A 21,272-nucleotide genomic window follows, 5' to 3' on the forward strand; every position below is an offset into this window, starting at 1 on the left:
GCCCGGTCCCATTCCGAACCCGGAAGCTAAGCCTGATAGCGCCGATGGTACTGCAACCGAAGGGTTGTGGGAGAGTAGGACACCGCCGAACTTACTTAAGGGCAAGGGCCCCGGTTGAGAACCTATGGTTCTCCCGGGGCCTTTTCTCATGCCTGCATCCACTCAGCCCGACCGTCCAGGTACGCGAGCCGACTTTCTGGGTACGCGGGCCGACGGTCCGGGTACGTGTGTTGTCCGTTCAATCACGAGAGATGCCTTCCCAGACACGCGAGCTGCCTCCCCGATCACAGCCGCGAAGCCGCAGCCGGCTACGGCCGAGGCACCGGCCGGCTCCGCAGCGGGCTCGACAACACCAGCGACGTCGTCGTCTCCCCGTACCGCTGCACCTTCTCGACCAGCTCCTCCAGCTCCGCGGTGCTCCGGCACAGCACCCGCAGGATCCAGCACTCGTCTCCGGTGACGTGGTCCGCCGAGACGACCTGCGGCAGCGGCAACACGACCGTCCGGAACCGCGGCGTGTCCAGGCTCCGCACCCGGGCCCGCACCATCGCTTCGATCGGCAACCCCAGCTTCGTCGTGTCGACGCGGGCCGCGTAGCCCGTGATCACTCCGCGCTCCTCGAGACGGCGCACGCGCTCCGTCACCGCCGAGCCCGACAGCGACACCCGGCGGCCCAGTTCCGAAAAGCTGAGCCGGCCGTCCGCCTGGAGGAGCTCGAGCAAGTGCCAGTCGACGTCGTCGAGGTCCACCGTGATTCTCCCGGGTGTGCGGGGCCGGAACGGGGAAATCCCCGGCCGGCCCGGGCTTCCACGCCGATTCTGCCCTGTGTCCGGACGCCCGTGACCAGCAGGATTCAGGGCATGACCACCGCACGCACGCTCACCGTCCCCGCGCCGGCTCCCGAAGCCGCCATGACCTACTTCGGCGCCGAACTCGCCTTCGAGGTCGATCCCGACGATCTCGTCCGTGACCTCGAAGCCGGCCACACCGACGGCTACGTGGTCGTCGAGACGCGGTCCGAAGAGGCCTACGCCCAAGCCCGCATCCCCGGCGCCATCAACCTGCCCTACCGGGACATGACGGCCGAGACGACAGCTCACCTCGACAAGCAGCTCGTCTACGTCTGCTACTGCGAGAGCATCCACTGCAACGCCGCCACCAAGGGCGCTCTCAAGCTCGCCGAGCTCGGGTTCACGGTGAAACGGCTCTCCGGTGGCATCACCGCCTGGATCGCCGCCGGCTACCCCGTCGAAGGAGCCGGACAAACAGCCGGGATCCGCTGCGCCTGCTGAGCCACCTACCCTGAAAAGCGTGACACGACTGCTCATCATCCAGCCGGACGCGTCGGACCCGCTCGGCCCCCTCGGCGACTGGCTCACCGACGCCGGCGCGGAGCTCGACCTCCGACTGCTGCCGAAGGACGACCTGCCCGCCGACCCCGACGGCTACCAGGGCGTCGTCTGCCTCGGTGGCGGAATGGCCGCGGAGGACGACGCGGAACACCCGTGGCTCGCCGACGTCCGGCGCCTGCTGGCGAAGGCCGCGACGAAGAGGATCCCGACCCTGGGCATCTGCCTCGGCGCCCAGCTGCTGGCCGTCGCGACCGGCGGCCGCGTCGAGCCCGGGCCGGACGGGCCCGAGGTCGGTCCGCACCTCGTCGCCAAAAAGGACGCGGCGTGGACCGACCCGCTCTTCGCCGAGCTGCCGCTCATGCAGGACGTCCTGCAGTTCCACACCGACGCGATCACCCGGCTCCCGCCCGGCGCCGACCTGCTCGCTTCCGCGCCGCTGTACCAAAACCAGGCTTTCCGGTTCAACCGTTGTGTCTACGGTGTCCAGTTCCACATCGAGACGACGCCCGCCGTCGTCGAGAGCTGGGCCGCCGACGAGCCCGAGATGGCGGAATTCGCCCGTCCGGGCTCACTCGACCACGACGCGCTGATCACCGTGCACGCCGACATCGAAGAAACCTGGCGCCCGTTCGCGCAACGGTTCGTCCGGTTGGCCGCCGGAGAGCTCCAGCCCGCCGCCGACAGTCAACGCTCCTTACCACTGGCTTAACGCCTGGGATCACAATCAGCAACAGCCTGTTAACGCCAGGCGTCACCCGTCAGGTACCTTGCGGAAGGAGTCCCCACAAGGGTTCGGAGGTCGGGGTGGAGCCCTCGTTGCTGGTCGTGATCGTGGTAGTCACGGCCTTGGTTTTCGATTTCACGAACGGGTTCCACGACACCGCGAACTCGATGGCGACGTCGATCGCGACCGGGGCCCTCAAGCCCCGCGTGGCCGTCGCGATCTCGGCGGTGCTGAACCTGGTCGGCGCGTTCCTGTCGGTGGAGGTCGCGAAGACGATCTCCAGCGGTCTGGTGGACGACACGAAGATCGGCCCGTCGGTCGTCTTCGGCGGGCTGATCGGCGCGATCGTCTGGAATCTCGTGACGTGGTTCGTCGGCCTGCCGTCGAGTTCGTCGCACGCCCTGTTCGGCGGCTTGATCGGCGCCACCTGGGTTTCGGCCGGCGCCGACTCGGTCCACTTCGGAAAGATCGTCGAAAAGGTGCTCGTGCCGGCCGCGGCGAGCCCGGTGATCGCCGGCGTCGTCGCGATGCTCGCGACGTACTTCGTCTACCGCTTCCTCGTCCGCGGCCGCCCGGCCACGCGCGGGTTCAAGGTCGGCCAGGTCGTCTCGGCGTCGCTCGTCTCCCTCGCCCACGGCACCAACGACGCGCAGAAGACCATGGGCGTCATCACGCTCACGCTCGTCACCGCCGGCAGCCTGCCCGCGGGCGCGTCGCCACCCTTCTGGGTGATCATCAGCGCCGCCTGCGCCCTCGCGCTCGGCACCTACCTCGGCGGCTGGCGCATCACGCACACCCTCGGCAAGGGCCTCACGGACATCGAGGGCCCGCAGGGCTTCGCCGCCCAGACGAGCTCGGCGCTGGTCATCCTCGTCTCGTCCCGGCTGGGCTTCCCGCTGTCGACGACGCACGTGTGCTCCGGCGGGATCGTCGGCTCCGGTGTCGGCCGCCGGGAGGCGCCGGTGCGCTGGCGGATGGCGGGCCGGATGGTCCTCGCGTGGCTCTTCACGCTGCCCGCCGCGGCGATCGTCGGTGCGATCTCCGGCAAGATCGCCTCGCTCGGCGCCGCGGGCACCATCGCCGTCGGCGTCGTCGGAATCGGGGTGGGGGCCGGGATCTGGCTGCTCTCCCGTCGGCACCCCGTCACCGCACACAGCTTCCAGGTCCCCGAGCCGACGCCCGCCGGGACCGAACCGGGCCGGCTGGCCGCCTGAACCCGGTCGCCCGGGATACGGTGGTTCGTGATGGCAGACCGCGCGCGTTCGACCGCTTCGGCGGCGAGGTACGGCTTCACCGATGCCCGTGCCGAGGGTCAGTTGCGCGCGGCCGGCTGGTGGGACGACGGCGGTCCGGTCGAGGCCGCCGCCGACGTCCTCGCGGCGTTGTCCCGCACCGCGGATCCGGACCTCGCGCTGCGCGGGATCGACCGCATCCGCGAGGCCGACGAGGGTGAGTGGACCCGGCTCGAAGAGCAGCTGCGCGCCCACCGGACCTTCCGCGGCCGCTTCCTCAGCGTGCTCGGGACGTCGAGCGCGCTCGCCGACTTCCTCGCCGCGAACCCGGAGCAGTGGCAGTCGCTCACGAGCGACAAGTGCACGGACTCCGCCTGCTACCGCGAAAACCTGCGCGCGTCGCTCGTGCGTGAGGACGGTTCGGTCGTCACCGGCCTCGAAGCCGAGCAGGCCCTCAAGATCGCCTACCGCGGCCAGCTGCTCGGCATCGCCGCCGCCGACCTGGGCCACCTCGTCGAAGCCGGGCTCGAGCACCCGGGCTACGCCGAGGTCGCGGCGCAGCTGACCGAGCTGGCCGAGGCCGCGCTCGCCGCCGGGCTCGCCGTCGCCGAAGCCGAGGCCGGCGCGCCGGCCGAGGGCACCCTGGCGATCATCGCCATGGGCAAGTGCGGCGGCCGGGAGCTCAACTACGTCAGCGACGTCGACGTCATCTTCGTCGGCGCCGACGACCTCGGCGTCGCGACGCGGCTGGCCAGCACGACGATGCGGGTCGTCGGGAAGGCGTGCTTCGAGGTCGACGCCGCGCTGCGCCCCGAAGGCAAGGCCGGCGCGCTCGTCCGCACCCTGGAGAGTCACCAGGGCTACTACCAGAAGTGGGCCAAGACCTGGGAGTTCCAGGCCCTGCTCAAGGCGCGCCCGGTGGCGGGTGACGCCGAGCTCGGCCGGCAGTACGCCGAGATGGTCGCGCCGCTGGTGTGGTCGGCGGCCGACCGGGACAACTTCGTCGGCGAGGTGCAGCAGATGCGCCGTCGCGTCGAGGGGCACGTGCCGTCCGAACACGCCGAACGCGAGCTCAAGCTGGGCCGCGGCGGGCTGCGGGACGTCGAGTTCGCCGTGCAGCTGTTGCAGCTCGTGCACGGCCGCGTGGACGCCGACCTCCGCTCGCCGTCCACGATGGACGCGCTCGCCGCCCTCGGCGAAGGCGGCTACGTCGGCCGGCAGGACGCCGCCGAGCTCGGCGCGTCGTACGAGTTCCTGCGGATGATCGAGCACCGGCTGCAGCTGCGGCGGCTGCGCCGGACGCACCTGTTCCCCGCGACGTCGGACACCGACGAGCTGCGGATCCTGGCGCGGGCCAGCGGGATCAAGGCGAGCGGCGGGAAGAGCCAGGGCGAGGCGCTGCTGGCCGAGTTCCGCAAGCACGGCAAGGGCATCCGGCGCCTGCACGAGAAGATCTTCTACCGGCCGCTGCTGCAGTCCGTCGCGAACGTGCCGACCGAGGCGCTGCGCCTGACCACCAAGCAGGCCGCGAGCCGGCTGGCCGCGCTCGGCTACACCGCCCCCGACGGCGCGCTCCAGCACATCAAGGCCCTCACCTCCGGCGTCTCGCGGCGCGCCGCGATCCAGCAGGCGCTGCTGCCGGTGCTGCTCGACCTCCTGGCCGACACGCCCGACCCCGACGGCGGCCTGCTGTCGTACCGGAAGGTGTCCGAGGCGCTCGAAGACACCCCGTGGTACCTGCGGGTGCTGCGCGACGAGGGCACGGTCGTGGAGAACCTGGCGGCCCTGCTCGGCACGTCCCGGCTGGTGCCGGATCTGCTCGTGCGCGCGCCGGAGGTGCTGCGGCTGCTCGGCGACCCGGCCCGGCTGCTGGGCCGGACGCCCGCCGAGGTGGCGACGTCGCTGCGGGCCGCCGTCCGGCGTCAGCCCGGGTTGAACGCCGCCGTCGCGGCCGCGCGTTCGTTGCGGCGGCACGAGCTGCTGCGGATCGCGTGCGCCGACCTGCTCGGCCTGCTCGACGTGCCCGCGGTGTGCGAAGCGCTGTCCAGCGTGTGGGTGGCCGTGTTGCAGGGCGCGCTGGCCGCGGCGTTCCGGCAGCGCCAGGCGGAGCTGGGCCGCACGCCGGCGCGCATCGCCGTGATCGGGATGGGCCGGCTCGGCGGCGCCGAACTCGGCTACGGCTCCGACGCCGATGTCCTCTTCGTGTGCGAGCCGTCCGAAGGGGTCTCGGACGCCGACGCGGTGAAGTTCGCTTCGTCGGTCGCGGAGACCGTCCGGAAGATGCTGGGCGCGCCGAGCTCGGACCCGGCGCTGGAGGTCGACGCCGACCTGCGGCCGGAGGGCCGGAGCGGGCCGCTGGTGCGGACGCTGGAGTCGTACCGCGCGTACTACGCGCGCTGGGGCGAGGTGTGGGAGGCGCAGGCGCTGCTGCGCGCCCGGTTCGTCGCGGGCGACGACGACCTCGGCGAGCGCTTCATCGCGATGATCGACCCGATCCGCTACCCCGAGGGCGGCCTGGACGCGACGAAAGCGCGCGAGATCCGCCGCATCAAGGCCCGCGTCGAGACCGAGCGGATGCCCCGCGGAGCCGACCCGACCCGCCACACGAAGCTCGGCCGCGGCGGCCTCGCCGACGTCGAATGGACGGTCCAGCTCCTGCAGCTCCAGCACGCTTGTACGGTTCCGGGGCTGCGGACGACGTCGACGCTGGACGCGCTGGCCTGCCTGCCGGAGGCGGGGCTGGCCGAGCAGTCCGAAGCGGACTCACTGCGTGAGGCGTGGCTGCTGGCGACCCGGGTGCGCAACGCGGGGATGCTGGTGCGCGGCAAGGCCGTCGACGAGGTGCCGGGCGGGGGTCGCGACCTGGCCGCGGTGGCGCGGGTCCTCGGCCAGTCGGCCGCGGACGACCCCGGCGAGTTCCTCGACACGTACCGCCGCCTCACCCGGCGGGCGCACACCGTGGTGGAGCACCTGTTCTACGAGGCCTGACCTACAGTGGGGTTCGTGACTGAACGCGAGCCGTTCCGGACCCGGATCAAGGTCCGGCACTACGAGCTGGACACCCTGGGCCACCTCAACCACGCCGTCTACCACTCGTACGGCGAGGTCTCCCGCCTCGAGCTGCTCGAAGCGGCGGGCGCGCTGAAGGGACTTCCCGGCGTGGCATCGGTGCTGCTGGAGACGCACGTGGTGTTCCGCCGCGAGCTGCGCGCGGGCGACGAGGTCGACGTGACGTGCGACGTGAAGTTCGGGAGTGGCAAGACGTTCTCGATGGACTCGAACATCTACAAGGCCGACGGGACCCTGGCCGCGGAGATCACCTGCACGATGGGGCTGATGGACCTGGAGATCCGGAAGCTGGTGGCGGACCCGCGCGGAAAGTTCGAAGCCGCGGGCGCGGACCTGAAGCTGCTGTCGACCTCGGAATGAGAAACGCCGGCGGCGAGGGCTGTTCGCTCCTCGCCGCCCCGGGCCGGCGTCGAACGATGAACCCCGGGACGGCCAGGGCGACTGTCCCCGCACCAATGACCAGCAGGCCGAGGCCGGTCAGCACGTGCCGGTTTGAGGCGACAAGCGGATAAAAGAACGGGACGGCGGTCGGGGTATTCCCCTCGACCGCCGTCCCGTGTCCGGTGGGCCGTCACCCGTTGACCTTCACGGCCCGGTGACGGCCTGGCTGGGGCTCCGACCCGCGTAACGCCTGGTCAAAGCCCCGCGCCGATCACACGTCGTAGTACAGGGCGAACTCGTACGGGTGCGGGCGCAGCCGCAGCGGGTCGATCTCGTTCTCCCGCTTGTAGGAGATCCACGTCTCGATCACGTCCGGCGTGAAGACGCCGCCCTCGAGGAGGTAGTCGTGGTCGGCCTCGAGGGTGTCCAGCACCGTGCCGAGGTCGCCCGGGACCAGCTTGACGTTCTTGGCCTCCTCGGGCGGGAGCTCGTAGAGGTCCTTGTCGATCGGGTCCGCCGGCTCGATCTTGTTCTTGATGCCGTCGAGCCCGGCCATCATCATCGCCGAGAACGCCAGGTACGGGTTGCCCGAGGAGTCCGGGCAGCGGAACTCGGCGCGCTTGGCCTTCGGGTTGTTGCCCGTGATCGGGATGCGGACGCAGGCCGAGCGGTTGCGCTGCGAGTAGACCAGCGAAACCGGCGCCTCGAAGCCCGGCACCAGGCGGTGGTAGGAGTTCACCGTCGGGTTCGTGAAGGCCAGCAGGCTCGGCGCGTGCTTGAGCAGGCCGCCGATGTAGTGGCGCGCGGTGTCCGACAGGCCGGCGTAGCCCGACTCGTCGTGGAACAGCGGCTGGCCGTCCTTCCACAGCGACTGGTGGCAGTGCATGCCCGAGCCGTTGTCGCCGGCGAGCGGCTTCGGCATGAACGTCGCCGTCTTGCCCGCCGCGAACACCGTGTTCTTCACGATGTACTTGAACAGCTGCAGGTCGTCGGCCGCGTGCAGCAGCGTGTTGAACTTGTAGTTGATCTCGGTCTGGCCGGCGGTGCCCACCTCGTGGTGCGCGCGCTCGATCTCGAAACCGGTGTTCGTCAGGTTGCGGACGATGTCGTCGCGCAGGTCGGCGAAGTGGTCGACCGGCGGGACGGGGAAGTAGCCGCCCTTGAACTTCGTCTTGTAGCCCTGGTTGCCGCCGACCTCGTCGGCGCCGGTGTTCCACCAGCCCTCGATCGAGTCGATCTCGTGGAACGAGGCGTGCTCGGCGGAGTCGAAGCGGACCGAGTCGAAGATGTAGAACTCGGCTTCGGGGCCGAAGTACACGTTGTCGGCGACGCCGTACTCGGAGATGTACTGCTCGGCCTTGCGCGCGATGTTGCGCGGGTCGCGGCTGTACGCCTCACGGGTGAACGGGTCGTGCACGAAGAAGTTGAGCGCGAGCGTCTTCGCCTTGCGGAACGGGTCGATCCGGGCCGTCGCCGGGTCCGGCAGCAGCAGCATGTCGGATTCGTGGATGGACTGGAAGCCGCGCACCGAGGAGCCGTCGAACGCGAGACCCTCTTCGTAGGCCTCGTCCGTGAAGGCCTTCGCGGGGACCGTGAAGTGCTGCATCACGCCGGGCAGGTCGCAGAACTGGACGTCGATGACTTCGACGTCCTCATCGGCGATGAGGCGCTGGATGTCGTCTGGAGTAGTGGGCACCCTCGGTGACTCCTTCTCGTTCGAGCTCGTACGGCAGTGCTCTCTTCGGCTCACGCTAAGAGGGCGGTGTTGCCCGACCGTCACCCGTATGTTTCGCGGGTGTTAACGGGTGGGTGGATACCGGCTATCCGACCAGGGCGGATGTGGTCCGCGCCACCGGCATACCCTGGATGGGTGGCGAGATGGACCGGTGAATGGCTGCCCGGCACCGGCGAGGGCCGGCAGGACGCTGATCAGCGCGAGTCGCGCTGGCCGGGCGAGAAGTTCGGTTTGCCTGAATCGGGCGTGGGCTCGGCGGCGAGCGGGGGCGCGCGGCTGCTCGGGCTGGTCGTCGACCTCGTCATCGCGGCCCTGGTCACGGCCATCTTCCTGCACCCCAGCCTGCAGGACCCGGTCGCGATGCAGAACTTCAACCTCTGGTCCGGCGGCGTGTGGGCGGTCATCTCCGTCGTGTCCGCCGGCTTCTTCGGGTTCACCCCCGGGATGGCCGTCACCGGCATCCGCGTCGCCCGGCTCGACGGCGCCGCGCTGGTCGGCCCGCCGCGCGCGCTGGTCCGGGCGGTGCTGACGTTCCTGATCATCCCGGCGGCGGTCCGCAACGCCGACGGCCGCAGCTGGCTCGACCGGCTGACCGGCACCGTCGTCATCCGGATGCGCTGACCGCACCCACGAGAAAGGCCCCGTCCGGCGCGGACGGGGCCTTCGTCGTCGGGGCGGGTCAGCGACGGCGGATCGTGCGCTGGACGTTGCGCATCTTCGCGCCGGCCGGCATCGGGCCCTTCGGCATCGCCGCGCCGCGGTTGCCGAGCGCCGCCAGCTTCGCCTCCAGCGCGTCGACCTGGGCCGGCTTGAGGTTGCGGGGCAGCTTCATCAGGAAACCCTGGAGCTTCTTCAGCGGGATCTGGCCCTCTTCGTGGCCGATCGTCACGTCGTAGATGGGCGTCTCACCGACCAGGCGGGAGACGCGCTTCTTCTCCTGGGCGAGCAGCGTCTTGACGCGGTGCTGCGCGCCCTCGGCGACGAGCACCACACCCGGGCCGCCCAGCACGCGGTGCACGGCGTCGAGCTGCGTGGTCGCCGCGACGGTCGGCGTCACCTTCCACTTGCCGCGGAGGTTCTCCAGCGCCCACGCCGCGGCGCCGGGCTGGCCGTCGGCCTTCGAGTAGACGGTCTTCTGGACGCGCCGGCCGAAGATGATCATGGCGACCAGGGCGCCGAGCACCAGGCCCAGGGGCAGCAGCACCCACTGCGCGTCGAAGAAGAAGCCGACCCCGAACAGGACGCCGGCGACGACGACGATCGACCCGACCATCCATGGGATGAGCCACGGGTCTTCCTTGCGCTGCATCTTGAAGGCCTCGAAGAGCTGGCCCCGGCGGGCCTTGCTCGCCGCGCGCTTCTCCTTCTTGGCCTGCTTGGCCGCTTCCTTGTCCTGCTTACCCGCCATATGACCAGGATACGGCCGCGTGCCCCTGCCCCGATTCCCCGTCCCCCTCTGCGAGGATGCCGGACGTGACCGGCGTACTTTCACCCAAGAGCCTGAACCGTTTGCTCGATGGTCTCGACCCGGAGCAGCGCGCCGCCGCCAGTGCCCCGCGGGGGCCGGTCTGCGTGCTCGCCGGGGCCGGCACGGGCAAGACCCGCACCATCACCCACCGGATCGCCCACCTCGTCCGGTCCAGGCACGTTTCCGCCGGTCAGGTGCTCGCCGTCACGTTCACGACGCGGGCCGCGGGGGAGATGCGGACGCGGCTGCGCGGCCTCGGCGTCGAGGCCGCGCAGGCCCTGACGTTCCACGCCGCCGCCCGCCGCCAGCTGCGCTACTTCTGGCCGCGCGTGGTCGGCGACCGGCCGTGGGACCTGCTGGAGAACAAGTTCCGCTACGTCGGCCAGGCCGCGACCCGGGCCAAGCTCGGTACCGAGACCGAGGTCCTGCGCGACCTGGCGAGCGAGATCGAGTGGGCGAAGGCGTCGCTGATCAGCCCGGACGACTACCCGGCCGTCACCGCGCGCATCCAGCGCGACATCCCGGCGCCGGCCGCGCAGATCGCCCAGGTTTACCGCACGTACGAAGAGCTGAAGAACGCCGCGCAGGTGCTCGACTTCGACGACCTCTTGCTGCACACGACGGCGGTGCTCGAAGAGCACGGCGTCGTCGCCGAGGAGTTCCGCGACCGCTACCGCTGCTTCGTCGTCGACGAGTACCAGGACGTCACGCCGCTGCAGCAGCGCCTGCTCGACGCGTGGCTCGGCGGCCGCGACGACCTGACCGTCGTCGGCGACGCCAACCAGACCATCTACTCCTTCGGCGGCGCGTCGCCGAAGTCGCTGCTCGAGTTCACCCGGCGCTATCCGGACGCGACCGTCGTCCGGCTCGAGCGCGACTACCGGTCGACCCCCGAGATCGTCTCGCTGGCGAACCGGGTCATCGGTGCCGCGCGCGGGCGGCCGGCGGGTTCGCGGCTGAAGCTGATCGGCCAGCGCGCGCCGGGGCCGGAGCCGCGCTTCGCCGAGTTCGACGACGAGGCGGTCGAGGCCGAGGCCGTCGCGCGGCGGGTCCGCGAGCTGCTCGACGGCGGCGTCGCGGCGAGCGAGGTCGCCGTGCTGTACCGGGTGAACGCGCAGTCGGAGGCGTACGAGTCGGCGCTGACCGAGGCCGGCATCCCGTACCTGGTCCGCGGCGGCGAGCGGTTCTTCAACCGGACCGAGGTCCGGCAGGCGATGTCGGCGCTGCGGGCCGCGAGCGGCGACGGCAGCTCCGACCTGGTCACGACGGTGCGGTCGGTGCTTGCCCGCGTCGGGCTCACCGAGTCGCCGCCGGCGGGTGGCGCGGCCAAGGAACGGTGGGACGCGCTCCTGGCGATCGTCGAGCTGGCCGAAGAGCTGGCTTCGACGGTCGAGGACGCGGACCTGCCGCGCTTCAACGCCGAGCTCGACCAGCGCGCCGCGGCCCAGCACCCGCCGACGGTCGAGGGCGTGACGCTGGCGTCGCTGCACGCGGCCAAGGGCCTGGAGTGGGACGCGGTGTTCCTCGTCGGCCTGGCCGAGGGCACGATGCCGATCCTGCACGCCGGCGACGACGAGGCGGCGATCGAAGAGGAGCGGCGGCTCTTCTACGTCGGCGTGACGCGGGCTCGCGAGCACCTCTGGCTGTCGTGGGCGCTGGCCCGCACGCCGGGAGCGCGGCGCAACCGGCGGCGCAGCCGTTTTCTCTACGGCCTGATCCCCGAGGACCACCCGGCCGCCCGGGCGGCGCGCACCCAGCAGAAGCCGGCGACGCCGGTCAAGACGCGCTGCCGCGTCTGCGGCGGGCCGCTGCTGGAGACCCTCGACGTCAAGCTGGGCCGCTGCGGGAAGTGCCCGTCCACGGTGGACGAGGGGCTGCTGGAACGCCTGAAGTCCTGGCGCGGTGACCGGGCCCGCGAGCTGAAGGTGCCGGCCTTCGTCGTGTTCACTGACGCGACGCTGATGGCCATCGCCGAACAGCGCCCGGTGGACGAGGCGGCGCTGGTGTCGATCTCGGGGATCGGCGCGACGAAGCTGGAGCGGTTCGGCACGGAGATCCTCGGCGTCGTCCGGGCTTCGGTGGAGTAGCGCTGTCCGGTGCGGTGCCGCCGGGTCGCATCACCCGGGTGGCGGTGTCGCGCGATGTGGTGTTGACCGCGTCCGGACCATGATCGACGCGGCGAACCCGCTGCTCAGGGCCGATCTTCGTATCTTCGAGGATTTTCCGGTTAATTGAGTTGCCCCGGTGTGGTGGGGGGCAATAACCTGCCAGTACCGAGCCCGAAGGGCTCGCCTGGGGATCCACGTGACAGCGCCGCTCGGCGGCAGTGTGTGCAGAGTACAGAAGGAGGTGCCGGTGAAATGATCAACACCATGACGCTCACGAATCCGGGCACCCGTCTGTCCTGCGCCGCGGAAGTCGCGGTTGCTCAGCGCCCGGGCACCGGTGTGTCCGTGAGCGCGCACGGGGTCAGTGGCATGCGGCGCGTCGAGCGTCGTTGGGCCACCGGTGTCGTCGTCTTCGGGACGCAGGGCGTTCTCGCCGCGTACCCGCAGGCTGATCTGCCGACCATCAAGCAGTTCCGTGTTCCGTCGTCGATACGGGAGCGAAGTTCCTGACCTAGTCAGGACTAGAGGCTCACGAAGGCCGCGGAACCGGATAACCCGGATCCGCGGCCTTCGTGTTTTTGGCTGCACAACCCAAGAGGAACAGCGTTGCCCAGCTCCATCTCCCAACCGAAAACCCGTACGACACAAGGAGGAACTGCCATGTCTTCGGCCATCGCCTACACCTCGGGTGAGGCAATATTCGCCGACCTGCTCGACCCCATCGCCGTGCCGGACGCGGCTCTGCCCTGCCGTTCGGGCGACGCGGACCTGTGGTTCGCCGAGTCCCCGGCCGAGCTCGAGCGCGCGAAGGCGCAGTGCGCCGACTGCCCGGTGCGCGAGGCCTGCCTGGCGGGCGCACTGGCTCGCCGCGAGCCGTGGGGTGTCTGGGGCGGCGAGATCTTCGAGCGCGGTGTCGTCATCGCGCGCAAGCGGCCCCGTGGCCGCCCGCGCAAGAACGCCACCGTCGAGCCCGCCGCGGCCAAGGCCGGCGGCGATCACCGGAGCGCCGCCGCATGAGCGTCGAACCGGTTACCGCGAAGGACTACGAAGCGCGGATGCGTCCGCAACTGCAGTTGACGAAGACCGAGATCGAGGAGATCAGCGAGATGTTGCTTTACGAAGAACTGTCCCGGGCCCGAATACGGGATCTGGAAGAGGGGATCCGCGACCAGCGGGCCCGAGGTAGCGCGCGTGCCGTACGCCGCTGGACGCGAGTGGCCCGATGGGCGGCTCGCCGAGCGGAGCGGTACGAGCTGGACCAGAACTGAGCGCAGGCCCCTGCCGCCTCCGGGCGGCGGGGGCTCTCGTGCTGCCCGGGGCCTGGTGGCGCCTGGCGGTCGCGGGTGTGGGTGCCGGGTCAGGTTGTTCGGCGGCGAGCGTGTTCGGACGTGGTCGCTCGCGTAGCCGTGTGCTCGTTGTTCGGCGTCGCTACCCGGTCGCCGGTGCGGACCTGCGGGTATAGGTGGTTTGGCCTCCTTCGGGTGCGGTCCGGTCGCGTTCGCTGGTGTTGAATGGGGTGATGTCCGCACACAGCCACGACGACATCGACTGGGCGGACCGGCTCGCTCAGCTGCGCATGGCCGACGCGCTCGATGCCGGTGCGCTCGCGCCCGTCGCGCGGCGGTTGCTCGGGCGAGTGCCCGGGCGGCCGACCGTGCTCGACGTCGGGTGCGGAGCCGGCGGCATGAGCGTGCTCTTCGCGCGTGAGCTCGCCCGCGGCGACGGCGGCACCGTCGTGCTCCTCGACGCCACACCCGAACTGCTGGCCGAAGCACGGCGCGCCGTGACCGAGGCCGCCGGCGGGGACGTCGAGGTCGTCGGCGTCCACGGCGATCTCGCCGACCCGCGGGTGGCCGAGCGGGTGCCCGCCGCCGACCTCGTGTGGGCGTCGGGCGTCGTGCACCACGTCGGTGATCAGCAGGCCGCCTTGTGCGCGCTCGCCCGGCTGCTGCGGCCCGGCGGAGTGCTCGCCATCGGCGAGGGTGGTCTCGAAATGCGGTGCCTCCCTTGGGATGTCGGGGTGGGCCGGCCCGGGCTGGAGAACCGGCTGCTCGCCGCGCGGGCCGAGTGGTTCGCCGGGATGCGGGCCGGTCTTCCGGGCAGCGTCGCCATGCCCTACGGCTGGCCGCGTGCCCTTCGCGAGGCCGGGCTCGAGGACGTCGAGTCGTTCGGTGCGCTCATCGATCACCCCATGCCGGGTTCGGACCTGCTGCGCGAGTACGTCGTGCAGCGGGTCGGCTGGCTCGCCGAGTCGGCCGGGGACCGGCTCGATGCCGACGATCGCGCCACCGTCGCCGCGCTGACCGATCCCGGCGGCCCGCACTTCCTCGCCCGCCGGGACGACCTGTTCCTGTTCGGCGCCAAGGCGATCCACTGTGGACGGTTGCGGTGAGCGCGCCGGAGCCGGTCGCGTGCACGAGGTGCGGGCGCACCCGCGGCGCCGACGAGGACCCGGCTACGGCGCTCGCCTGGGTATCCAGCCGCGAGCGCGGCGGGCTGCGGTGGCTGTGCCCGGCCTGCGCGCGCCAGCACGTGCGAGACATCGAGGGCAAGCTGCCCGACGAGTACTGGTGATCGATCCGCGCTCCTGACGGGTGTGCGCCTGCGCCGGACGGCGTGAGGTGCCGCGCACGGAGGCGGGCGCACGGCCTGGCGGCGTAATGGCGCAGCCGGCGTGGGAGCCCCGGATGTGCGTGTGCCGTGGAATGGCTGGAGGTGCCGTGGGATGGCCGCGCCCTCCGGTCGGGCAGCGAGTGGATGCTGCCGGGGTGGGCTGAGCGGCGATGTGTGGGTTCGTGCCCTCCGGCGCTGCCGCGGGGCCGGCGGCTCGGCCGGGCGCCAGCGGACCAGCGGCACGATCGTGGCGATGATCAGCACATAACCGCCGATCCCGAGCCGGATCGGGCCGGTGGGTTGTGTGGTGCGCTGCGGCCGACTTGGCCGAGCCGCGGATGGGTGGGTTTGTATCCACCGGTCGGGTTGTTTGAGCAGTGCAGCCGAGATCGGTGGAGCGACGGATGCACGGGTTCGTCTCCGATGGGGGAGTTGTGCGGAGCGGTGCGGCCGACTTGGCCGAGCGGCGGGATGCCGTGGGTCGTGTCCACCGGGTGAGTTGTGTGAGCGGTGCCGCCGATGGCGGCTGTGCGGGTCATGCCGCGTCGCCGGTCGGGGTTGTCGGGACCGCTCGGACCTTCGGGCGCGGTGTGCGGGATGCCTCGCCGAATGCCTGGGCCAGCTCCCGCGCCACCTCGCGCGGGACCTGGCGCAGCTGGCGGACCGTGCAGCGGACCAGGACGATCCCCGTCGCCGCCAGGGCCAGGTGGGAGAAGCCGCCCGTGCCGGGGCCGCAGCGGTACTGCCAGGCCAGGCCGATCTCGTCCCACCACGCGTCCGCCTCGCCGATGCGGCGGCCTCGGCGGTCGCAGATCGTCACGTCCCAGATCGGCGGTGGGAGGCGCGCCGTGTCCAGAACCTGTGCGGCCAGGCCGTGGGCCTGGATCGGGCCCTCGTCCAGCTCGCGGAGCACCTTCCGGACCGCCGCCGTGCCGCGCTGCGGTCCTTCGGCCAGCTCCGTCAGCAGCTCCTGCCGGTCGCACAGGCCCCAGTAGAGCGGGAGCGTCAGCAGGTGGCGGATCCGCGCCGGGTCGGGCTCGGACCGCGCAAGGTCGAGCGCCGCCCGGGACGGCGGTGCGAACGGCAGCCCGTCGACCACCACCGGCGCCGGCATCCGGGCCGTGCGCGCCGCGCTCACCCCGTCGCACGCCGCCACCCGGCAGTGGTCCGGCACCAGCAGCCGGACCTCGTCGTCCGCCGGGCACTTCAGGCCGTGGGCCCGCAGCGCGTCGGCGCCCGTGATCACCACCCGCGGCCCGTAGCGCGCCAAGGCGGCGTGCAGCAGCTGCTGCCGCGTCGGGGCGTTGTTGCGCAGCAGGACGACACCGGGGTGCAGGCGGCGCCACGGCCCTCCGGGGCCGCAGAGCCGCCGGGTTCTTCGGTCGGATACCCCGGCCCTGCGTAGCTGTTCGAGGTTCATCACCTCGCACGAGCCGGGGTTACGGAGGGAAAGCGGGTCGGTGCATTGAGTAGCGGTCATGAACCGAGCATGACGGCTCCGCCAACCGGGTGGAACCCCGTTTCCCGCAGCTGTGGACAACTAGCCGGAAACCGTCCGTTCGCGGACCGGCCTGTGGACAACTCAGGCGGCGAAACCGGGCTGCCAGCGCTCCACGATGCCGCGCGCCGGGATCTCCGCGTCGAGCTGGCAGAGGATGCCCGTCGACCCGGCCGTCACCCGGTGGATCATCAGGTACTCGGGCGGCAGGTTGAGCGACCGCCCCACCCGGAAGTCGTTGCCGCGGCTGTCGCCGACCCGCCCCGCCTGCTTCTGCATCCACTTGCGCGTGAAGTGGAAGGTCGGCTCGGCCAGCGGCTCGGTGAACGGCGCCAGGTACGTGAGCACCTCGTCCGCGGTCAGGTCGCTGTCCGGCCGGATGAACCGGTTCTCCCGCAGCACGCGCATGAGCTCGGCGGACTCGCCGTCCAAGGCCAGCCGCGTCATCTCGCCCAGGTGGCGGGGGATGCCGTCGGGCAGCCGCGCCACGCCGCCGAAGTCGATGACGCACAGCCGGTCGTCGCCGGTGATCATGAAGTTGCCCGGGTGCGGGTCCGAGTGCAGCAGGTGGACGCGCTCGGGGGACGAGTAGTGGAACTCCGCCAGCAGCCGGCCCGCCAGGTTCCGGGTCTCGCGGTCGCCGTCCGCGATGACCTTCGACAGTGGCGTGCCGGTCACCCACTCCGTCACGACGACCTTGGGCGCGCTGGCCACCACGCGCGGCACCAGGATGCCGGGGTCGCCCTCGAACGCCTTCGCGAAAGCGCGCTGGTGCTGGGCCTCGGCCTGGTAGTCGAGCTCCTCGTTCATGCGCTCGGCGAGCTCGGCCAGCAGCGGCTTGACCTCCGTGCCGGGCACGAACGCCTGGAACAGCCGGCTGAACCGCTGCAGCTGCCGCAGGTCGCTGCGCAACGCTTCGTCGGCGCCCGGGTACTGCACCTTGACCGCCACCTCGCGGCCGTCGTGCCAGACCGCGCGGTGGACCTGGCCGATGCTCGCGGCCGCCGCCGGCTCGTCGTCGAACGAGGCGAACCGGCTGCTCCAGGTACGGCCGAGCTGCTCGGCGAGCACGCGGTGGGTCTGCCGGGCGGCCATCGGCGGCGCCGCGGCCTGCAGCTTCGTCAGCGCCTCGCGGTAGGGCTTCGCCATGTCGTCCGGCACCGCCGCCTCGAACACGCTCAGCGCTTGGCCGAACTTCATCGCCCCGCCCTTGAGCGTGCCGAGCACCTCGAACAGCTGCTCGGCGGCCTTCGCCGAGAGCGTCGCGTTGACTTGCTCCGCGCTTTGTCCCGCCAGCCGCTTGCCCCACCCGCCGACCGCCCGCCCGGCGATCCCGAGCGGCAGACTGGCGAGCTTGGCGGTACGGGCGGCACCCTTGCGCGGCATCGCGGGGTCACGATCGCCTGGGTCGCGGAAGTCGGTCACCCCAGCGATTCTGCCTTGTGACTTCGGCGGCGCGCAGCCTGCTCGCGACGTCTTAGTGGCCTACGTCTCCTGGTGCACCTCCGGGGCCCCGCACCCGCACCGCGGGTGCGGGGGCCAGCCGCGGTGGCGGATGCGGCCGTCGAAGGCGTCGATCTCGAGGGTCGCGTTCCACGCCGGCGGCGCCGGTTCGGCGGGGGAGAGCAGCCGCATGGCCTGCGCGACGGCCAGCGACGCGCAGGCGTGGACCGCCCCGAGGTCGGGCCGCTGGTGCCGGCCGGTCAGCTGCCCGGCGACGCGGGGCCAGCACGGGTCGAGGTCGGTCCGGTGCAGGTCGGCGCAGCGCAGGCACGAACTGCGGCCCGGGACGACCAGCGGCCCGACGATGCCCGTGCCGTCGCGGACGCGGACGGCCATGTGCGGGACGCCGTCCTCCATCAGCTCGGCGACGACCTCCGGCGCCGGGACGATGGCGTCGGTCAGCAGCGTCAGCTCGGGGTACCGGTCGTGCAGGCGGGTGACGCGGACGCCGGGATCGACGCGGCGGAGCAGGTCGCCGAGGGCCTGCCGCCGGGATCGTCCCAGGTCGGCTTCGGTGAAGCCGGTGCCCAGGTCGTGCTCGGTCACCGTGCCGGGCAGCTGCGGCTCGACGTGCCCGATCCCGGCGTTGGCCAGCAGCACGGCGACCGCGACCGCCACCCGGCCGTTGCCGTGCACGGTGATCGCGGTGGCGCGCCGCCGGTCGCTCAGCGCGGCCTGGTGGTGGCGCGCCCGCAGCGACCAGAGGCCGGTTTCGCCGCGCAGACCCGGGCCCTCCGGGCGCCCCGCGTCGGTGACCAGGCCGAGCGCGGCCAGCTGCCGCAGCAGCGTGCGCAGCTGATCGCGATGTTCGCTCTCGGCGAGCAAGAGCCCCTCGACGGGCTTGCTGCCGTCGAGTTTCCGCAGCCGCGCGACGAGGCGTGGCGGCAGGCCTTCGACGATCACGCCGTGGCGCGGGTCGAGCCCGAGCTGGATCTCGCGCGGGCCGCGTTCGAGCACCATGATGCCCGGGAGCAGGGCGGGATGGGTCGGCAGGAGCACCGGAGGCATGTCCGCGGTCGAGAGGATCATGTCCGCAGGATGGCACCCGGCGGCGACGGTCAAGCCCCTGAAGACGCCGGATCGGCCGAGTTGTCCACAAGTGAAAGGGCCTGTGGACAACTCGGCTCTGTGACCTCAACGCGCTCGGAGTTGTCGGTGCCTGGCCTTACCGTTGTCGGGTGGTCGAAGCACAGATGCCTTCACTGAGAGGCCGGGGGGAAACGAACCCCCCGTCGGACACACCCGGACACAGGGTCGAAGTGCGGCGCAGCCAGCGCCGGCACCGGACGGTCACCGCGTACTGGAAGGACGACACGCTGGTCGTGCTCATCCCCGCGCGGATGACCAGGGCGGAGGAGAAACACTGGGTCGCCGAGATGGAGCGCAAGCTCCTGCGCCCGGAGCCACGTCGTCCGGCGCCCCCGAAGACGTCGGACGAAGCCCTGCTGGCGCGCTGCGCGCTGCTGTCGGGCAAGTACCTGGACGGCACCGCGATGCCGGCGAGCGTCCGCTGGGTGCCGCCGATGCGCACGCGGTGGGCGTCCTGCACCCCGGTCGACGCGACCATCCGCGTCAGCGACCGGCTGCGGAAGGTCCCGCCGTGGGTCCTGGACTACGTGCTGGTGCACGAGCTGGCGCACCTGCGCGAGCCCGGGCACGACGCGGCGTTCTGGGCCTTGGTGCGGCGGTACCCGAAGACCGAGCGGGCGATGGGATACCTCGAGGGGCTGGCGGCCGCCGCCGGGTGGGGGATCGACATCGAGGAGTGACCGCGGCCGGGGTTGACCTGCGGTGGTGGGTCATCCCGGTCGCGCCGGTGCGGTGGTGGCCGGGCGCTGGACTCCCCCCGGCTCGGTGGCCGGCCACGCATCCGGAGAGGTCGGCCCGCGTACCTGGACGGTCGGTTCGCGTACCCAGGTAGTCGGTTCGCGTGCCTGGGTAGACGGTTTGCGTTCCTAGAGGGTCGGCCCGCGACCTGGGCGGACGACTCGCGTACCTGAGGGGTCGGCTCACGTACCTGGACGGTCGGCTCGCGTACCTAGATGGTCGGCTCGCGTGATTGGAGGGTCGACTCGTGTGATTGGGGGGTCGACACGGGTGTAGACGAAAACGGGCGCCTCGCGGATCGCGAGGCGCCCGGTTCCGGGGACCAGCTCAGCTCTTGGTGTCGCCGTCCTCGGTGTCGTCACCTGCGGACTCCCGGCCTTCGCGCTCCGAGCGTTCCGTGCGCTCCAGCTCCGCGATCGGGTCCAGATCGTCCAGCGAGCCCGCTTCGCCGACCCGGTCCGCGAAGTCGATCGGCTCGTCCAGGTCCTCCGCCGTCGGCATCAGGTCCGGGTGGGACCACAGGCCGTCGCGCTTCTCCAGACCGTGCCGGTCGCCCACCAGCTTCCACAGGTTCGACGCGTCCCTCATGCGGCGGGGGCGCAGCTCCAGGCCGACCAGGGTGGCGAACGTCTGCTCCGCCGGGCCGCCCGTCGCGCGGCGGCGGCGGAGGGTCTCGCGCAGGGCGCCCGCTCCCGGCAGCCGGTCGCCGACCGCGTCGGCCACCACCACGTCCACCCAGCCCTCCACCAGGGCGAGCAGCGTCTCGAGGCGCCTCAGCGCGGCCTTCTGCTCCTCCGTCGTCTGGGGCTCCAGCAGCCCGGACGACATCGCTTCCTCGATGCTCGCCGGGTTGGCCGGGTCGATCCGGCCGGCCAGCGATTCGAGGGCCGACGTATCCACGGAGATGCCGTGCGCGAACTCCTCGACCGTGGCCAGCAGGCGCTGGCGCAGCCACGGCACGTGCGTGAACAGCCGCTGGTGCGCGGCCTCGCGCGCGGCCAGGAACACCAGGATCTCGCTGTTCGGCAGCTCCAGGCCCTCGGCGAACTTCTCGATGTTCGCCGGCAGCAGCGCGGACGTCCCGGCCGGGGCCAGCGGCAGGCCGATCTCCGACGCCGTCAGCATCTCCGACGCCAGCTGCGCGAGCGCCTGGCCGAGCTGGGACCCGAAGGCCATCCCGCCCATCTGCCCCATCATCTGCAGCAGCGGACCGGCGGCTTCCTTGGCCTCGGCGGGCAGCGCTTCCATCCACGCGCCCGACACCTGGCGGGCGACCGGGTCGCACAGCCGCTGCCACGTCGGCAGCGTCTTCTCGACCCAGGTCCGCGGCGACCAGGCGACCGCCGACGTCGCGCCGGCCGGGAACTGGGTGGCCGCGTCCAGCCACAGCTCGGCGAGATGGGCGGCGTCGCGCACGGCGGCGTTCGAGTCGTCTCCGCCGGAGAAGCCGAGGCGGCTCTCGCCGGTGTTGCCGGCGCTGCCCAGGGTCTGGAGGGCGATCTGCTTGGCGAGGTCGTAGTTCACCGGCCCGGTGGAAGTGCCGGCCTGGCTGAGCATCTGGCCCAGCTGGCTCAGCATCTGCCCGAGCTGGTTGAAGGCCTCGGCGCCGGACTGCTGTCCGCCTTCCGAGGGGTCGTTCTCACCTCGTTTGTCGGGATCGGAAGGTCCGAAGCCGAACGGGGGTTTGCTCATGCGTCCACCGTACGCGGGTCGGGAAGCCTCAAGCGCGCCATGTGCGTGGCCTTCACCGAGAAGCGAACAC

Annotated in this window: 20 protein-coding genes and 1 rRNA gene; 14 read left to right on the forward strand and 7 right to left on the reverse strand. The window is 71.7% G+C overall.

The window, feature by feature from the left end; genetic code table 11:
• Nucleotides 1–91, forward strand: a 5S ribosomal RNA gene (rrf, locus tag AB0M83_RS24900); the annotation flags it as partial.
• 217 nt (nucleotides 92–308) lie between these two features.
• Here rrf and AB0M83_RS24905 read toward each other — a convergent pair.
• Nucleotides 309–749 carry an Lrp/AsnC family transcriptional regulator gene (locus AB0M83_RS24905; RefSeq protein ID WP_364520732.1) on the reverse strand — a complete coding sequence of 147 codons (441 nt, stop codon included), beginning with the start codon at nucleotides 747–749 and terminating at the stop codon, nucleotides 309–311.
• A 111-nt stretch (nucleotides 750–860) separates the two neighbouring features.
• On the opposite strand from AB0M83_RS24905, the gene AB0M83_RS24910 reads away from it, so the two are divergent.
• From AB0M83_RS24910 to AB0M83_RS24930, 5 genes are all read left to right on the forward strand, one after another.
• Entirely contained in the window at nucleotides 861–1,292 is a 432-nt protein-coding gene (locus tag AB0M83_RS24910; protein WP_364520733.1) for a rhodanese-like domain-containing protein, read from the forward strand.
• 19 nt (nucleotides 1,293–1,311) lie between these two features.
• Nucleotides 1,312–2,061, forward strand: coding sequence for a type 1 glutamine amidotransferase (locus tag AB0M83_RS24915; protein WP_364520734.1), 750 nt, complete (start codon nucleotides 1,312–1,314; stop codon nucleotides 2,059–2,061).
• Nucleotides 2,062–2,156: 95 nt separating this feature from the next.
• Nucleotides 2,157–3,290 (forward strand): inorganic phosphate transporter, encoded by a 1,134-nt coding sequence (locus AB0M83_RS24920; RefSeq protein WP_364520735.1) that lies wholly within the window; start codon nucleotides 2,157–2,159, stop codon nucleotides 3,288–3,290.
• 30 nt (nucleotides 3,291–3,320) lie between these two features.
• Nucleotides 3,321–6,296, forward strand: a complete 2,976-nt coding sequence (locus tag AB0M83_RS24925; protein ID WP_364520736.1) for a bifunctional [glutamine synthetase] adenylyltransferase/[glutamine synthetase]-adenylyl-L-tyrosine phosphorylase — start codon at nucleotides 3,321–3,323, stop codon at nucleotides 6,294–6,296.
• Between the two features lie 15 nt (nucleotides 6,297–6,311).
• Nucleotides 6,312–6,737: an acyl-CoA thioesterase gene (locus tag AB0M83_RS24930; protein ID WP_364520737.1), complete on the forward strand. Its 426-nt coding sequence runs from the start codon at nucleotides 6,312–6,314 to the stop codon at nucleotides 6,735–6,737.
• 292 nt (nucleotides 6,738–7,029) lie between these two features.
• Here AB0M83_RS24930 and glnA read toward each other — a convergent pair whose 3' ends face one another.
• Entirely contained in the window at nucleotides 7,030–8,454 is a 1,425-nt protein-coding gene (glnA, locus tag AB0M83_RS24935; protein ID WP_364520738.1) for a type I glutamate--ammonia ligase, read from the reverse strand.
• Between the two features lie 270 nt (nucleotides 8,455–8,724).
• Here glnA and AB0M83_RS24940 point away from each other — a divergent pair, with 270 nt between their 5' ends.
• Nucleotides 8,725–9,114, forward strand: coding sequence for an RDD family protein (locus tag AB0M83_RS24940; protein ID WP_364520804.1), 390 nt, complete (start codon nucleotides 8,725–8,727; stop codon nucleotides 9,112–9,114).
• A gap of 58 nt (nucleotides 9,115–9,172) precedes the next feature.
• Here the strand turns inward: AB0M83_RS24940 and AB0M83_RS24945 are convergent, their stop codons facing one another.
• The gene (locus AB0M83_RS24945) at nucleotides 9,173–9,901 is read right to left on the reverse strand and encodes a DUF4191 domain-containing protein (protein WP_364520739.1); all 729 of its coding nucleotides are present in this window, start codon (nucleotides 9,899–9,901) and stop codon (nucleotides 9,173–9,175) included.
• A gap of 65 nt (nucleotides 9,902–9,966) precedes the next feature.
• Between AB0M83_RS24945 and AB0M83_RS24950 the strand changes: the two genes are divergently transcribed.
• The 6 genes from AB0M83_RS24950 (at nucleotide 9,967) to AB0M83_RS24975 (ending at nucleotide 14,643) form a co-directional block, all read left to right on the forward strand.
• Nucleotides 9,967–12,048 carry an ATP-dependent DNA helicase UvrD2 gene (locus AB0M83_RS24950; RefSeq protein ID WP_364520740.1) on the forward strand — a complete coding sequence of 694 codons (2,082 nt, stop codon included), beginning with the start codon at nucleotides 9,967–9,969 and terminating at the stop codon, nucleotides 12,046–12,048.
• A gap of 273 nt (nucleotides 12,049–12,321) precedes the next feature.
• A complete protein-coding gene (locus tag AB0M83_RS24955; RefSeq protein WP_364520741.1) occupies nucleotides 12,322–12,579 on the forward strand; it encodes a hypothetical protein in 258 nt (85 codons plus the stop codon).
• Between the two features lie 150 nt (nucleotides 12,580–12,729).
• Nucleotides 12,730–13,086, forward strand: a complete 357-nt coding sequence (locus tag AB0M83_RS24960) for a WhiB family transcriptional regulator (RefSeq protein ID WP_086682990.1) — start codon at nucleotides 12,730–12,732, stop codon at nucleotides 13,084–13,086.
• Nucleotides 13,083–13,337, forward strand: coding sequence for a hypothetical protein (locus AB0M83_RS24965; protein WP_364520742.1), 255 nt, complete (start codon nucleotides 13,083–13,085; stop codon nucleotides 13,335–13,337). Before AB0M83_RS24960 ends, AB0M83_RS24965 begins: the two co-directional genes overlap by 4 nt.
• A gap of 251 nt (nucleotides 13,338–13,588) precedes the next feature.
• A complete protein-coding gene (locus AB0M83_RS24970) occupies nucleotides 13,589–14,461 on the forward strand; it encodes a methyltransferase domain-containing protein (protein ID WP_364520743.1) in 873 nt (290 codons plus the stop codon).
• Nucleotides 14,458–14,643 (forward strand): hypothetical protein, encoded by a 186-nt coding sequence (locus AB0M83_RS24975; RefSeq protein ID WP_364520744.1) that lies wholly within the window; start codon nucleotides 14,458–14,460, stop codon nucleotides 14,641–14,643. Before AB0M83_RS24970 ends, AB0M83_RS24975 begins: the two co-directional genes overlap by 4 nt.
• Nucleotides 14,644–15,217: 574 nt before the next feature.
• Here AB0M83_RS24975 and AB0M83_RS24980 read toward each other — a convergent pair.
• The 3 genes from AB0M83_RS24980 to AB0M83_RS24990 form a co-directional block, all read right to left on the reverse strand.
• On the reverse strand, nucleotides 15,218–16,102 hold the full coding sequence (locus AB0M83_RS24980) for a hypothetical protein (RefSeq protein WP_364520805.1): 885 nt from the start codon (nucleotides 16,100–16,102) through the stop codon (nucleotides 15,218–15,220).
• A 162-nt stretch (nucleotides 16,103–16,264) separates the two neighbouring features.
• Nucleotides 16,265–17,605, reverse strand: a complete 1,341-nt coding sequence (locus tag AB0M83_RS24985; RefSeq protein ID WP_364520745.1) for an AarF/ABC1/UbiB kinase family protein — start codon at nucleotides 17,603–17,605, stop codon at nucleotides 16,265–16,267.
• A gap of 60 nt (nucleotides 17,606–17,665) precedes the next feature.
• The gene (locus AB0M83_RS24990) at nucleotides 17,666–18,712 is read right to left on the reverse strand and encodes a hypothetical protein (protein ID WP_364520746.1); all 1,047 of its coding nucleotides are present in this window, start codon (nucleotides 18,710–18,712) and stop codon (nucleotides 17,666–17,668) included.
• A 230-nt stretch (nucleotides 18,713–18,942) separates the two neighbouring features.
• Between AB0M83_RS24990 and AB0M83_RS24995 the strand changes: the two genes are divergently transcribed.
• Nucleotides 18,943–19,452 carry a M48 family metallopeptidase gene (locus AB0M83_RS24995; protein WP_364520747.1) on the forward strand — a complete coding sequence of 170 codons (510 nt, stop codon included), beginning with the start codon at nucleotides 18,943–18,945 and terminating at the stop codon, nucleotides 19,450–19,452.
• Nucleotides 19,453–19,837: 385 nt separating this feature from the next.
• Here the strand turns inward: AB0M83_RS24995 and AB0M83_RS25000 are convergent, their stop codons facing one another.
• Nucleotides 19,838–21,202, reverse strand: a complete 1,365-nt coding sequence (locus tag AB0M83_RS25000; protein WP_364520748.1) for a zinc-dependent metalloprotease — start codon at nucleotides 21,200–21,202, stop codon at nucleotides 19,838–19,840.
• Between the last annotated feature and the right edge of the window lie 70 nt (nucleotides 21,203–21,272).

The organism is Amycolatopsis sp. NPDC051106 (assembly GCF_040682775.1).
In the GTDB taxonomy this organism is placed as follows: domain Bacteria; phylum Actinomycetota; class Actinomycetes; order Mycobacteriales; family Pseudonocardiaceae; genus Amycolatopsis.